The organism is Furfurilactobacillus sp. WILCCON 0119 (assembly GCF_053471565.1).
In genome coordinates, this window is the sequence record NZ_JBPCCV010000001.1 from 438,942 (window position 1) to 452,851 (window position 13,910).

12 protein-coding genes are annotated in these 13,910 nt (G+C 46.9%); 9 read left to right on the top strand and 3 right to left on the bottom strand.

Features of this window, described 5'->3' with window-relative positions; all coding sequences use genetic code 11:
• Positions 1–22 precede the first annotated feature (22 nt).
• Positions 23–1,102 carry a carbamoyl phosphate synthase small subunit gene (locus ACRYI5_RS02365; protein WP_407878489.1) on the top strand — a complete coding sequence of 360 codons (1,080 nt, stop codon included), beginning with the start codon at positions 23–25 and terminating at the stop codon, positions 1,100–1,102.
• Complete coding sequence (locus ACRYI5_RS02370) at positions 1,102–3,690, top strand: ATP-binding protein (RefSeq protein WP_448224139.1); 2,589 nt, start codon at positions 1,102–1,104, stop codon at positions 3,688–3,690. The genes ACRYI5_RS02365 and ACRYI5_RS02370 overlap by 1 nt, the downstream gene beginning before the upstream one ends.
• Positions 3,691–3,779: 89 nt before the next feature.
• Here the strand turns inward: ACRYI5_RS02370 and ACRYI5_RS02375 are convergent, their stop codons facing one another.
• Positions 3,780–5,483 (bottom strand): NFACT RNA binding domain-containing protein, encoded by a 1,704-nt coding sequence (locus tag ACRYI5_RS02375; protein WP_448224140.1) that lies wholly within the window; start codon positions 5,481–5,483, stop codon positions 3,780–3,782.
• A gap of 169 nt (positions 5,484–5,652) precedes the next feature.
• Here ACRYI5_RS02375 and ACRYI5_RS02380 point away from each other — a divergent pair, with 169 nt between their 5' ends.
• The 5 genes from ACRYI5_RS02380 (at position 5,653) to ACRYI5_RS02400 (ending at position 10,242) form a co-directional block, all read left to right on the top strand.
• Complete coding sequence (locus tag ACRYI5_RS02380) at positions 5,653–6,078, top strand: MarR family winged helix-turn-helix transcriptional regulator (protein WP_407878455.1); 426 nt, start codon at positions 5,653–5,655, stop codon at positions 6,076–6,078.
• A 111-nt stretch (positions 6,079–6,189) separates the two neighbouring features.
• Positions 6,190–7,068: a DegV family protein gene (locus tag ACRYI5_RS02385; RefSeq protein WP_407878457.1), complete on the top strand. Its 879-nt coding sequence runs from the start codon at positions 6,190–6,192 to the stop codon at positions 7,066–7,068.
• 76 nt (positions 7,069–7,144) lie between these two features.
• Positions 7,145–7,663 carry a DNA-3-methyladenine glycosylase I gene (locus ACRYI5_RS02390; RefSeq protein ID WP_448224141.1) on the top strand — a complete coding sequence of 173 codons (519 nt, stop codon included), beginning with the start codon at positions 7,145–7,147 and terminating at the stop codon, positions 7,661–7,663.
• A 96-nt stretch (positions 7,664–7,759) separates the two neighbouring features.
• Positions 7,760–8,206: a universal stress protein gene (locus ACRYI5_RS02395; RefSeq protein ID WP_448224142.1), complete on the top strand. Its 447-nt coding sequence runs from the start codon at positions 7,760–7,762 to the stop codon at positions 8,204–8,206.
• A gap of 212 nt (positions 8,207–8,418) precedes the next feature.
• Positions 8,419–10,242, top strand: a complete 1,824-nt coding sequence (locus ACRYI5_RS02400) for a C39 family peptidase (RefSeq protein ID WP_448224143.1) — start codon at positions 8,419–8,421, stop codon at positions 10,240–10,242.
• Positions 10,243–10,350: 108 nt separating this feature from the next.
• Here ACRYI5_RS02400 and ACRYI5_RS02405 read toward each other — a convergent pair whose 3' ends face one another.
• Complete coding sequence (locus tag ACRYI5_RS02405; RefSeq protein WP_448224144.1) at positions 10,351–11,391, bottom strand: zinc-binding dehydrogenase; 1,041 nt, start codon at positions 11,389–11,391, stop codon at positions 10,351–10,353.
• Positions 11,392–11,545: 154 nt separating this feature from the next.
• Positions 11,546–12,610 carry a tyrosine recombinase XerS gene (gene xerS / locus ACRYI5_RS02410; protein ID WP_448224145.1) on the bottom strand — a complete coding sequence of 355 codons (1,065 nt, stop codon included), beginning with the start codon at positions 12,608–12,610 and terminating at the stop codon, positions 11,546–11,548.
• A 224-nt stretch (positions 12,611–12,834) separates the two neighbouring features.
• Between xerS and ACRYI5_RS02415 the strand changes: the two genes are divergently transcribed.
• Together ACRYI5_RS02415 and ACRYI5_RS02420 are read left to right on the top strand one after the other, a co-directional pair.
• Positions 12,835–13,440, top strand: a complete 606-nt coding sequence (locus tag ACRYI5_RS02415; RefSeq protein WP_448224146.1) for an NAD(P)H-binding protein — start codon at positions 12,835–12,837, stop codon at positions 13,438–13,440.
• A gap of 74 nt (positions 13,441–13,514) precedes the next feature.
• The gene (locus ACRYI5_RS02420; protein WP_448224147.1) at positions 13,515–13,880 is read left to right on the top strand and encodes a nuclear transport factor 2 family protein; all 366 of its coding nucleotides are present in this window, start codon (positions 13,515–13,517) and stop codon (positions 13,878–13,880) included.
• The last annotated feature ends 30 nt before the right edge of the window (positions 13,881–13,910 follow it).

Below are 13,910 nucleotides of genomic sequence, written 5' to 3' on the forward strand. Positions count from 1 at the left end.
ACGTGGAGAAAGGATCGTGCAGATGACAGAACGCTATTTAATTCTCTCGGATGGCACAGCCTATAAGGGTGAAGCTTTTGGGTCACCCGCGACGACTAGTGGCAACATTGTGTTTAATACGAGTGTGACTGGTTATCAAGAAATTATTACGGACCCCATCTACCATAATCAAATCATTGTCTTCACAACGCCAACCATTGGGGCTGTTGGTGTGAATCATGAAAGCTATGAATCCGTTTTACCAACAGCCAAGGGCGTTGTTGTCCGTGAAGTGGCAGAAGTGTCGACTAATCGCCAACGATCACTCAGTTTAGATCAATTTTTACGGGTCAATAATATTCCCGGCATTGCCGGAATCGACACGCGTCAGCTGGTCAAAAAGCTTCGGACACATAGCGGACTAAACGCCAGTATTGTGGATGTGGCGGATGAACATGCATTTGATCAGTTAAACGCCACGGTGTTGACGAATCAGCAGGTGGCCCAGGTGGCCACACCGCGCCCGTATGCTAATCCTGGGATGGGCCACAACATTGTGGTGATTGACTTTGGGTTAAAAAGCGGGATTCTTCGCGAGCTTGCTGTCCGTGGCGCAAATGTGACGGTGGTTCCGTACACAACCAGTGCGGATGAGGTGCTTAACCTTGATCCTGATGGGGTCGTTTTATCAAGCGGCCCCGGTGATCCACGGGATTTATCTGCGGATGTGCTGACGATGATTCAAACACTTGAAACGCGGGTGCCATTACTCGGTATTGGCCTGGGTCATGAATTATTCGCGCTTGCCAACGGTGCTGACATTGAACGGCTACCAGTTGCGCACCAGGGGATGAACCATCCAATTCGAGAAATTATCACGAACCAAATTATGTACGCTGCCCAGGCGGAAGAATACGGTGTCAACCGTGACACGATTGACCGCGATCAGCTATTAATCACTCACATTGACCTAGTTGACCGCTCCGTTCAGGGATTGCGGCACCGGGATTATCCAGCCTTTTCTGTCCAGTTTTTCCCGGACGCTGCGCCAGGACCATGGGAAGCGACCCAAGTCTTTGATGACTTCATGGAATTAACAGGGATTCGAGGTGAGCAACGGTAATGGCAGACGAAAAAATGCAAATTACGCAAACAACCGAACAGGTCGCAGCGTTTAATGCTGCTGAACGGTCCGCAGAACAGTCCACGGCCCCGTATCAGCGTCTTCTGGTGCTCGGTGATGGCCCAAATGACTTTGGCCATGAAACGGAGCTGGATGCCGCTGCGTACCAAACGTTGTCGGTCTTAAAACGGCGGAACCTAGACGCGGTGTACTTAAATAACAACCCGTATTCGTTTACAATGGATAACCCTTGTGGCGCAACCGTCATCATGGGGGACCCAACGGATCCGGCAACAGTTCGCCAGGTTATTGAGAGTGAAAACATTACCACCCTGGTTCCGACAGTCGGTGGAAGCCTTGCGATGCGTGTTGTTGAAGAATTGATCGCCCATGATTACCTGGATGAAAAACACATTAATGTGCTCGGGATGCCGTTAACGACGGTTCGCCTGATCAACAATCCGGCATTAATGAACCAGGCACTAAAAGAACTGGGCCAACCGGTGATTGCATCGCAAGTTGCAAGTACGGTAACGGAAGCGTTCGACATTGCTCGACAAATTGGCTTTCCCGTCATCGTTAAGTCTGTTGCACCGCGTGGCGAGGGTGATCGGGCCCTAGCGGAAAATGCGGATCAATTAGACGCTGCACTGGACGCGGCCTTTGAACGTTCACGGACCCGACAGGTGATTGTGGACCAAAGTATCGTGGGGCTAAAGGAAGTTTCCTTTGAAGTTCTTCGGGATGTTCGGGGCACTGAACTCTTACTTGGCGCCATGGAAGACATGGACCCCGTGGGCATCCACGCAGCAGATTCCATCGAAATCGCCCCAATTCAAACGTTAACTGATCGTGAATACCAGAAGCTACGACAGGCGGCGTTTCGTGTTGCCCGGCGGCTACATGTCGTTGGGGTCACTCACGTTCAGTTTGCCCTTGATCCAGTTCATGACAACTACTTCATTATGAAGGTTAATCCGTATTATGACCGTGTGTCTGCAATTTTATCCCGAGCCAGTGGGTATCCCATTGCCTTGGTTGCTGCCAACGTTATGACCGGAGTTGCGTTGTCCGAGGTTAAGTTACCGAGTGGATTTGCAAAGCGAACGGCGTTAATTGAACCTGTTTTGGATCATGTGGTGGTTCGGTTCCCAGTCTTTTCATTTGATGAAGCCAACCGCCGTGGCATTCAAGTTGACCGGCACTTAACCACCATTCAAAAATCGGTGGGGGCAACGTTAGGCATCGGGCGGTCATTAGAAGAGGCCACGATTAAGGCCATGCGGGCTGCCCACTACCATAACCGTGACTTTGCCTTTGATACGCTATCACAAATGGCGGATAATGATCTGATTCAGCAATTGATCCACCCGCAGGATAACCGGGTTATGCTGTTACTTGAAGCCATCCGCCGCGGGTATCAGTCGGATGAATTAGCGGAGTTAACGAAAATTGATGAATTCTATTTTCAAAAATTCCGCAAACTGTACGATCTTGAAATGACGGTCGCAGCCCATCCAGGGGAAGTCGCCTACCTTCAGCGGGCGAAGTACTATGGGTTCAGTAACGGATTGATTGCGCAACTATGGAATTCAACGACAGACGCCGTGATGAACCAGGCCCATAATGCCGGCATTGTGCCCACGTACAAAACGGTTGAGCCAACGGCCGGCGAATTCTCTGAGGTGGTGCCGACCTTTTATTCGACGTATGAACTTGAGAATGAAAGCACGCAACTTGCGGACGAATCCGCACTTGTGGTCACCACGGGCTCCTTTCGGTTAGGTGACGGGGCCGCCGGGGACTATGTCATGAGCACGGTTGTCAGTGAGTTACACCAGCAGGGCATTAAAACGGTGGTGGTGAACAATAATCCAGACGCAATCAGTTTGATTCCACAGTTAGCGGATAAGCAATACTTAGAGCCGCAGGAACTGGCTGATATTTTGGCAATCATTGATCTGGAACACCCGAAATGGATCTTTGTGCCGGGAAACCGGTTAAAACTGATCGGGGCGTTAAAGTTACGACACGAAAATGTGATCGTTATTAATAAGGATAAGGCGTACAAACCAGCTCAGGATGGGAAGCAATTTTTAACGCGGATCGTGTTCCACACCAACCAGATTGGTGTGGCGGATCCTCAAGAAATTGGACAAACGGCGTATTCTGAGCCAGTCTACACGTTGAAAGCTGATCCGCAAGGAGTGCCTGGCATTCAGGCAGAACCGGGATCAATGCGGCAGACCGGGTATTACAGTACACTTTTTTCCGCATTAAGTGGTCATGCACGCATGGTTACAACAGCCTTGCCATTCCCACAATTAGCGTTTCTAAATAAGGGAACCGGGGTCAACTGGGTTCGCTTGCTTGTTCGCTTTTTACTGGATAAAACGACGGCGGCAGACCGGCAGCATCTGAGCCAAGGGGCGTTTCACACGGTGTCCACGGCTGACGTTCAAATGAAAGATGAGCCAGTTGACTTAACGGTTCGTTGGCACCCAAGCTTGCCGTTGGTGGGGCCGCAATTTCGGCTCGGTGCACGGCTCATTGTGCCGTTTCCAAGTCACTTTAATATGCAAAATTAGGGTCCATCAAAAAAAGCGTTCGTTCACCAGCCACCTTAGTAAGAGGCTAGTGAACGAACGCTTTTTAACTGACGAATGTTTAACAACGCTTACCCGCGAAGCTGCTCAACCAGTGCAGCGTCTGGGGTAACGTAAGCTGTGTGTTGTTCTTCATAGATCACAAAGCCTGGTTTAGCACCATTAGGCTTGTGAACACGTTTTACCGCAACGTAATCAACGGGGACGCTTGCAGAGTCTCTGGCCTTAGAGAAGTAAGCGGCGAGCTCAGCAGCCTCCGTGATGGTTTCAGCGGAAGGGTCAGTTGCGTGAATAATAACGTGGGACCCCGGAATGTTTTTAACGTGAAGCCAGGTGTCCGTCTTCTTCGCAGTATGCAAAGTCAGCTTATCGTTTTGGAGGTTGTTTTTACCGACGGAGATAAGCGTTCCATCGGTTGCATGAAACTGTTCGGGTTGGCTAACCTGGAGCCGTGGCTTTTTGCTCCCACGTTTCCGATGAACACGAATGTAGCCTTGTTGTTGTAACTCTAGCCGAATTTCATTAATATCCTTTGGGCTTGCTAATTCAATCTGCGCCTGAATGTTACTTAAATAATCGATTTCAGTTTGAGTCAAGGCAATTTGCTCCGTCACGTAGGCAACGGCATTCTTTAACTTTTGGTACCGGTTAAAGTACTTTTGAGCATTTTGTGACGGCCCAATTTGATTCGATAACGCAATTTCTAGCGGCTTGTTCTCATCATAAAAGTTGGGCAGGGTGATCGTCGACATGCCCCGTTCAACCTGGTGCAAGTAGGTGGTCAATAGCTCACCCTTGATTCGAAAGTCGTCAGCGTGGTTTGTTTCAGCCATTGTTTGTTCAAGCTTCTTTAGCTTTGAACGATTTTTCTTCAATTCGTTTCGAACAATGCGAATCAGGTTTCCCGCTTGCTCGTTGACCCGTTCCCGTTCCGCCCGGTCTTGATAGAAGAAATCAAGTAAGTCGCTCAGCGAAGCAAATGTTTGGGTGCTGGTGACCTGCTCATCATGGGTGGGAAAGGCACTGAAACTGGTCTTATTGTTAGCAAGGTGATTCAGCGTTGGCGTTGGGTGGTCAAATTGAGCAAAGAATTGGCTAAACAGCGTTGCTGGCTCACCCGGTTCATGTAAGGCATGTGCCAGCGCGAGTGCAGTATCATGCGCCAGCCCTTGAAAAGTTTGTTGAAGTTGGCCGGCCAAGACATCTGCGTTCGGGTAATCGCGAACTAGATCCGCGACCGTTGCCGTCGTTGAAAACGGGTCAACGTCGTCTTGCTTCGGGGGTGCAATGTAGGTCGCACCAGGGAGTAAAGACCGAACCCGGTTTTGGTCAGGACTAACGTGTTTGATCAGATCCAAAATCCGGTTATCGCCGAGGTCAATCAAAAATACGTTACTATGACGGCCCATCATTTCAATGACTAGGGCGATGCTTTCGCGATCACCCAGTTCGTTGCGGGTCGAAAAGGTTAACCGAACAATCCGGTCGTTTTCAATTTGTTCAAGGTTCGTTAAAATCGCACCATCCAGGTACTTTCGGAGCATCATGGTGAAGTTACTTGGTGTAGCTGGATTAGCGTACGGGATGTGGGTGATCTGAACCCGGGCGTACGTTGGGTGTGCGGATAATAGTAAGGGGTGATTCGTGCTGTTACTGCGAACGGTCAGCACCACTTCGTTTGGATACGGTTGTGAAATTTTGGCCACGCGACCGCCGGCTAACGTTTGGTTTAGCTCGGCAACCATGGTATGGGTAAAGGCGCCATCAAAAGACATAAGCGACCTCCTTTATGATTAATCAAAATGTTTAAAACAGTCTTTATCATTATAGGCGTCTCCAAATGACAAGGCAAAGCAAAGCGTCGAGAACGATTGCTTGTTGAGCGCAATTTTGATATTGTATAATGCAAAATGAAAGTAAAATCAAAATTTGGGTGGTTAATTTATGAAATCAAGTTTGACCGCATTACGTGACAGTGAAAAAATTCACCGGGCACAGCTGCTTGCTGTAACAAAACGGGATCAGTTAACAATTGCAGAGTGGCAATTACTGGAACAGTTAGCTGCTGGGTACACAACGCAAGAACAGTTATCAGGGGTGACGGAACTCGATACATCGACACTGAGTCGCCAGTTGAAAAGTCTTGGCAATAAACAGATGATCGAAAAAGAGGCAACCGGCCGCGATCACCGGCAGTTGATCTATTCTGTAACGGAGACTGGTCATAGCGCGCTAACCAACATTGAAACAGCAAATCGGCAGTTAACGGATCAGGTGTTTGATAAATGGACCGATGAAGAGAAGAATTTGTTACAGATTTTGCTTAACCGGTTAGAAACTAGCTTATCACGGACAACAAAAAACGATTAATCGCGCAATCATTGATTGATAAAATCACCACGTGTAATGGTAGTCGCTTCTTTTGTTCTATGGTAGAATTGACAAATACTTTTGTGAAAGAAAAGAAGGGCGACGAAAATCATGAAGATTGCTGTGGTCACAGACAGTACGAGTTACTTGTCGCAAGCCGAAATTGACGATAACGACATTCATATTGTTCCCATCCCATTTGTGGTCGACGGAAAGACCTTTGATGAGGGTGTCGACATTACCACTGAAGGCTTCTACGAGTTGCTGCGGGAATCAAAATCATTTCCAAGCACTTCCCAACCACCGTTGGGCGCAATGCTGGAGCTTTATAACCACTTGGCTGATGAAGGGTATGACACGGTAATCAGCATTCACCTGGCCTCCACGATTTCTGGCTTTGTTAACTCATTGCAAGGGGTTGCAGCAGAGGTTTCCGACCGAATTCGGGTGATTCCGTATGATTCACAAATTACCGTTCGGTTAATGGGTTATTTGGTCTTAGAAGCGGCGAAGATGGTAAAGACTGGTCATGACGCTGATGAAATCATTGCGCGGCTAGATGCAATGCGGGCAACAATGGGTGAATACTTCATCGTTGATGATCTGCAGAATTTAGTGCGTGGCGGCCGGCTTTCAAACGCTTCTGCCTTCATTGGTTCTGTTTTGAAGATCAAACCATTACTAACGTTTGATGACGATAGCCATGAGATTGTGGCTTTTGAAAAGGTTCGTTCGACAAAGAAGGCCCTTGCACGGGTTGAAACGTTATTTACGGAAGCTCAACAACAGGTAGACTATCCCTTACGTGGGTTAGTTATTCATGGCAATGATCCGGTTGCCGGACAAACGTGGCGTGATCAGTTAGCAAAGGAATTTCCTGAAATGCCGTTTGAACTGAGCTACTTTGGTCCCGTAATTGGTGCCCATTTGGGTGAAAAGGCCTTGGCCTTAGCGTGGATCATTGATTATGAGCAAGCTTATCAAGACTAAAGAGCAATTAACGTCGTGGCAATCTGCTGCGACTTTTTTGTTGTTACGGTAAATTGGGGTTTATGGAAGGATTGCAATGACAAAATCAAGTGGTGTTAAGGAATACGATCAAAATTTTGGCCATGAAACACACGATGATCAAAAGATGTTTGAACTGTTAACCGTTGGTGTTTTCCAGGTTGGCTTGAGCTGGCAAGCGGCAGCCAGTAAGTTACCTGTCTACCGCCGGGTCTTTCATCAAATGGATATTCCGCAGGTGGCAGCCATGGATTTAGAAGTACTTGACAGTGTCATGGCAGATCCAGACATGATCCATAACCCGCGAAAGATTCGTGCCGTGATTAAAAATGCCCGGGCGATTATGGCCATTCAACGGACGGGTGGTAGTTTTTCAGACTACATGTGGGCTTTTGTCGACGATGTCCCACACATTGCAAACTATGAAACAACAGATCAGGTGGAAACGAGCACACCGTTTGCTGGTGCAGTCGCTCGCGACATGAAAAAGCATGGTTTTACGTTTGTTGGGCCCACGGTTACCTACATGTTTATGAAAGCATGTGGCATGATTCAGGATCGCGTTTGGACGAAATAAGGGTGCTTGCTAAATAGGCAGTTAATTCGCCTACCAATAATTATTTATGTATGATTGTGATAACAAAAATCACACATAATCAGGAGGCGATTACTCATGACCTTTACACCAAAAAAGATCTTGGTCCCGTTGGACGGGTCTAAAAATAGTGAACGGGCTTTGGCAACGGCTGTTGATATTGCAAAAGCATCTGGGGGAACACTCGACATTGTTCGCGTAGTTGATCCGAATATTTACGCTGCGTATGGCGGCACATCGCTCAATGTTACGCAGTTCGACGAAGAGCTGGCGGCATCCAGTCGTGACTATCTAAAGGGAATTGGTGAACAGTTAACTGCAAGTGGCTTTACGTCGTTTGAGACACATGCATTGCGCGGTAACGTTAAATCTGTCCTAGCGCGTGACTACCCAACGGAAAATCATCATGATTTAATTGTTGTGGGTGCAACCGGAATGAACGCTGTGGGCCAGGTATTAGTCGGTTCGGTAACGGCATTTATTGTTCGTCATGCTGGGATTAACGTGCTGGTGGTAAAGGAATGACCTTTTAGGAATTGAACGATAATAATTTAATTAATGGTTAAAAGCTAATAGGCATCACGCCTATTAGTTTTTTTGTCATTATAAATAGTTTAAGTGATGGATACGAAAGATAAGAAATGATTAACCTTCGTCAACGCGGTGATTTCGATGGGCGATTATTGATAATATTTACTTGTTAACGTTTATTAATATTTTTTGGGGTGAGATAACTTATGGGGATTAAATTTAAAACAAGTAAAGTTTGGCTTGCTGCGGGTGCAACACTTTTGGGCTTATTAGCGACAAACGGGCGGGTGCACGCGGACACGCTGGCTTCAATAAGCACTGATGAGACGCCATCTGTTGAAACGGCTGCACCAAAACAGGCAACTGACGTGAGTCAAAAGGAAGTTAGCCTGACGCCAGCCGCTGCAACAACGGATTCGACGCTAAAAGCACCAGTTACAACGGGGAGTGCAGCGTCGCAGGCTTCAATGACTGCTAGTAACCAGGAGGCCTCGCACGCGGCTCAGTCATCTGCTGCCTTGTCACAAGTGACGTCAGCTGATGCACCAACGGCGTCGCAAAGTGTTTCAACGGCGTCATCACAGGCTGCTTCAGCAAGCAGTTCGACGGCCTCACAGGTGACGTCACAGGCTTCCTCAGCAACTAATTCTGCGGCAACATCACAAGCAATGGGGGCCACAGACTCTCCGATTACGCAGCCTTCAGTTGTTAACGGTTGGCAGATCACTAAGGATAATACGTACTATTTGGTTAACGGGAAAGAGACCGTTGGTGAACTAAAAGTTGATGGCTATTGGTACTTATTTGATAAGACCACTGGGATCATGCAACGCGGCTTTCAAAGTATGGTTCCATATAACGGGACTAAGACCGTTTATTATGATAATCAGGGTAGAATGATCTACGGTGAAGCAAAAATAAACGAAAATTGGTACTTGTTTGATTCCGTAACGGGTGCCATGCAACACGATTTTCAGAATTTAACGAACTATGGCCACAACAAAACCGTCTACTATAATGCCAATGGCCAAATGGTCTACGACGAAGCAAAAATCAATAATAATTGGTACCTGTTTAGTCGTGATGATGGTGCCATGCAGCGTGATTTCCAAAACTTAGCAAACTATGGTCACAACAAAACCGCTTACTATAATGCCAATGGGCAAATGGTCTACGGTGAAGCAAAAATCAATAATAACTGGTACTTGTTTAGTCGCGATGACGGTGCCATGCAGCGTGATTTCCAAAACTTAGCAAACTATGGTCACAACAAAACCGTCTACTATAATGCTAATGGGCAAATGGTCTACGGTGAAGCAAAAATCAATAATAATTGGTACCTATTTAGCCGTGATGATGGTGCCATGCAATACGGTTTCCAAAACATGACGCCTTATAATAATAACAAGACTGTTTATTATGATGGTCAAGGGCACATGCTTTACGGCGAACAACGTATTCACGGCGATTTATTCCGCTTTGATAACACGACTGGTGCACTATATTTTGTTCCATTCTACTATGCGCAAAATGATCCTCGATGGGGGTACTACGCATTTGGCGGCCACACCGTTGCACAAACCGCGTGTGTATTAACGAGTATTGCAATGGTTGTTAGTGGGTACGGTTATGATGTTGAACCATTACAGGTTGCACAGTATGGTTATGCAAACACCCGTTATAACCACGGAATTGTCGGAACGGATCAAGCCGGGCTTATTCAAACTGCACATAACTATGGTTTAAACGTTGATCCATTGTATTCTGCTGCTAGCATTAAAGATGCAATTGAGCACGGTCACGCTGTTATAATGGCAGTTCGTGCACCGTTCATTCCAGCAAGCTGGGGCAGTGGTACGACACACGAAGTTGTTCTATCCCAGTACTCTAATGGCAATGTTTATGTTCAGGACCCACTGCACGTTACAACTGGATGGCATTCACTGGATTACATCTGGAACTGCCGTTCAAATGATGCAGACGATATCAACGCAACAGGGACACCTGCCGAAGCCTTACACAAGGACTAATCGGGTCATAAATGCTGACAAATAAAAATACCGCTGCCCAAAATCAACTGGGCAGCGGTATTTTTATCGTTCTAAGGATTTATAATCACCATGATGACGAACTGATAATTAATCAACGGTAATAAGTGTCTTAATAGCTTCACGGTTTGTCATTGCTTGATAGGCGGCGTTAATATCATCTAATTTAAACGTTTCGGTGAACACCTTACCAGGATGAATGTCGCCATCCAAAACGGCCTTCAGCAAGACCTGCTTGTCATAGGTCGTTATGGAAGCAGGACCACCGGCGATGATCGTGTTGTTGTAGAATGATGCGGTCATGTCCATTTGGGGTTCGTGAGGGAGACCAACCCGACCAACGATGGCACCGGGACGAGCAATGTTCATAGCAGTTTCGTTGGATAGTTCCGTCCCAACACATTCCAAAACAGCATCGGCGCCAGCACCGTTCGTTAATTCGCGAACTTGGGCTTCGGCTTCAGCACCACGCGTGGCAATGATATCGGTTGCCCCAAATTCAGTCGCTAGGCGTTGGCGATCTTCGTGCCGACTCATGATAATGATTCGCTTTGCACCGCGCATTTTTGCGGCAATGACACCACAAAGGCCAACGGCACCATCACCAACAACCACAACGGTATCACCAGTCGTGACATTGGCCACACGAGCCGCATGGTAACCTGTTGCCATAACGTCGGCTAAACTTAACAGTGACTTCAGCATCTCTTCACTGTAATCGCTTGGCTGGCCAGGCACCTTAACGAGGGCCCATTCACCATGTTGGAACCGAATGTATTGTGCCTGAACACCGGCACTAAAGTTGTTTTGGTGTTCTTGACAGTCCCCATCAAAACCGGCGAGACATGCAGCACAATGGCCGCAACCGTGGGTGAATGGTGCAATAACAAAGTCACCAGGAACCACAGTGGTGATGTCAGAACCAACTTCTTCCACAATTCCGATGGCTTCATGGCCGCTGTTTTGTGAATGTTCGGCCTTATCTTCTAAACCACGGTAGGCCCAGAGGTCGGAACCACAGACACACGTCCGAACAACCTTAATGATCACATCGTCGGCAGCTTCGATTGTTGGTTTAGCAATGTCTTCAACGGCGACTACGTTTGGTTTGATAAAAACTGTGCTTTTCATAAATGAACTTCCTTTGTTTGTAGTGGGTTATGTGATTGCAGTTAGCAATAAACATCGTTGCAAACCTTGTGCTAATTGTATCAAAAAAATTAATGAACGTTAATCAATGTGTCATGCGTATTTTAAGCACACGACAATCATTGGGACAGGGGTCCTACATTTTTTCTAAGCCCTCACGTTGCTCTTCATCAATGATGTGTGTGTAAAGACCGGTGGCACTTGTTGAGTTTTGCCCCAACTGGGTCGCCACAAGTTGTTCATTTTTAGTCGCTAGATAAAGCTTAGATGCTAGCGTATGCCGTAACTTGTGCGGGGTAATGCGGACTTTAAACGCACTAGAGTATTTAGCCACCATTTTTTCCACGGAACTTGCTTGAAGCCGAGATGCATGGCCACGGTACCGACTTAAAAAGAGGGCGTGATCGGTGGGGGTTGCCTGGTAGGTGGCAGTGCGAATGTCAACATAGGCTTGAATATACGGTAATGTCCATGGTGCAATGGGGACGGTATCGCGTTGACCACCCTTGCGAACGACGCCAATGGTTCCGGTCTTGAGGTTAAGGTGGCGTAAGTCCGCGTTAGCAGCTTCTGAAACGCGTAAGCCGCTGCCAAGCAAAAGCGCATTAACGGCAAGATCCCGTTGCTTGTCCCGTTGAAAGTAACGATTTTGGGTTGGTGTTAACTGCTTTTCATACTTGTCATTAATAAAATCAAGGTAGTCATGATCTGTGTGACCTAGCATGAGCTTTGTCTTCAGGTTTGCCGCCCGGGTGGCATACGTTTCGTTTGTTCGAACTAACGCGATTTTGTGCATCACGTTGCGATTAAAGTACGCTTCACCGTGTTCATCCTCGGTGTCTTCGGTTAAGTATTTAAAAAGCGACGCGAGGGCGTTTAGCGAGCGATTAATGGTCGGGTGGGCGCGGTTGCCAGTGACACCGGTTAGTTTTGCCTGATTGAGTAGCGCTGATTTATATAAATCAACAGTTTCTTTCTTGAGTGACGCAAGAACCTGAATGTCAATGGTTGCCGGTGTTTTAGCAGGCGTTAAACCTTCACTGATCAACCAGTTGAAGAAGCGCCGAAACTCTGTCAAATATTGATATAACGTTGCCGGCGATAGTGGAATCGTCGATTTTGCCTGGTAATATTCTTGGACAAACCAGGGGGCAGTTGACAGTTCATCATCAATTAAATTTAAGTAGTGTTGTCTCTCCATAATCAGCCTCCAAACAAACGTTCTCTTACTGTTAAACCTAGTTTACTGGTCATCCTTGCCATTGGCAAGAAGGATGTGGTCGCGGCCTCATAACGATTTAATGAAGCAATAATGTCGTTAACAAAAATTGCTCGATAATTGATTTTTTTGATTTTAATGCTTGCCTTAAAGTTACTAGAAGGGTTTACACTAACGTTTATAAACGAATGATGGAGGCGCTCATAATGACAAAAATCTTAATTATTGGGGCAACAGGAACGGTGGGAAGCACGACGCGGCGGTATTTTTTGGAACATACTGACGATCAGTTAACGTTAATGGTACGAAACCCACGTGGCTTAGGCCACCTTGACGAAACACGTGAACGTGCCATTGCCGGGAGCGTGTTGGATGAGACCGCACTCCAACGCGCATTAGCGGGGCAGGACGTTGTTTTTGCGGCGCTTAGTGGCAATCTGAAAGAAATGGCAACGGCCTTAGTCGCTGGAATGGACCGCGCTGGCGTAAACCGACTACTGTTCATCACGTCAATGGGAATTTATAATGAAATCCCGGCCTCAGTGGGTGTCGGTGGGAATCTTGAAAGTAATCCTGTGTTGCAGCCATATCGTGACGCCGCTGATGTCATCTCCGCTTCTGACCTGAACTACACAACAATTCGCCCCGGGTGGTTTGAACATTCTAATGATGTGAACTATCAGGTGACGCATAAAGGGGAACCGTTCGGGGACCATGATGTTTCAGTTGCCAGCATTGCCGACCTTGTTGTTAAATTGGCGCATGACGATCAATACGGTGCTCGGGACAGTTTAGGCATTAACCAAAAGTAGGTTATAAACAACAAAATAATTAATGAAGCATCGAGTTGGTAACTAAACTTAGTTTTGAAATAGTGGTGGTCATTATGGAAAAACGTCGTGCAATTGATGCATACCGTCAGTTTAATGTGGCGATGAGCTACTGCGATACGAATGCATTAAGAAAAATATTGGCACCAACATTTACGTTGACACATATGACTGGACTGGTTCAATCGGGTAATCAATGGTTAGCCCAAATTGCGGACGGGCAGATGCACTATTATTCTTCACAAGAGGAATGCGTTAGCGCAGTTTCAGTGGCTGATGGGTGGCAAATTAACGGAGATAACATTGTTAATGCACAAATCGGCGGTGGGTCCCGTCAAGATTGGCGATTGCACACGGTGATGCAAGTGGCTGAAAAAGCGGGCCAGTGTCAAATAATGAGCGCAGTTGTCACGCCATATTGAGTTAAAAACGAATAACCACCAAGTATTAGT

What these genes read in the sequence shown, in the direction of transcription:
- ACRYI5_RS02365 (WP_407878489.1), top strand. Translation starts at nt 23, where the DNA reads ATGACAGAACGCTATTTAATTCTCTCGGATGGCACAGCCTATAAGGGT.
- ACRYI5_RS02370 (WP_448224139.1), top strand. Translation starts at nt 1,102, where the DNA reads ATGGCAGACGAAAAAATGCAAATTACGCAAACAACCGAACAGGTCGCA.
- ACRYI5_RS02375 (WP_448224140.1), bottom strand. Translation starts at nt 5,483, where the DNA reads ATGTCTTTTGATGGCGCCTTTACCCATACCATGGTTGCCGAGCTAAAC.
- ACRYI5_RS02380 (WP_407878455.1), top strand. Translation starts at nt 5,653, where the DNA reads ATGAAATCAAGTTTGACCGCATTACGTGACAGTGAAAAAATTCACCGG.
- ACRYI5_RS02385 (WP_407878457.1), top strand. Translation starts at nt 6,190, where the DNA reads ATGAAGATTGCTGTGGTCACAGACAGTACGAGTTACTTGTCGCAAGCC.
- ACRYI5_RS02390 (WP_448224141.1), top strand. Translation starts at nt 7,145, where the DNA reads ATGACAAAATCAAGTGGTGTTAAGGAATACGATCAAAATTTTGGCCAT.
- ACRYI5_RS02395 (WP_448224142.1), top strand. Translation starts at nt 7,760, where the DNA reads ATGACCTTTACACCAAAAAAGATCTTGGTCCCGTTGGACGGGTCTAAA.
- ACRYI5_RS02400 (WP_448224143.1), top strand. Translation starts at nt 8,419, where the DNA reads ATGGGGATTAAATTTAAAACAAGTAAAGTTTGGCTTGCTGCGGGTGCA.
- ACRYI5_RS02405 (WP_448224144.1), bottom strand. Translation starts at nt 11,391, where the DNA reads ATGAAAAGCACAGTTTTTATCAAACCAAACGTAGTCGCCGTTGAAGAC.
- xerS (WP_448224145.1), bottom strand. Translation starts at nt 12,610, where the DNA reads ATGGAGAGACAACACTACTTAAATTTAATTGATGATGAACTGTCAACT.
- ACRYI5_RS02415 (WP_448224146.1), top strand. Translation starts at nt 12,835, where the DNA reads ATGACAAAAATCTTAATTATTGGGGCAACAGGAACGGTGGGAAGCACG.
- ACRYI5_RS02420 (WP_448224147.1), top strand. Translation starts at nt 13,515, where the DNA reads ATGGAAAAACGTCGTGCAATTGATGCATACCGTCAGTTTAATGTGGCG.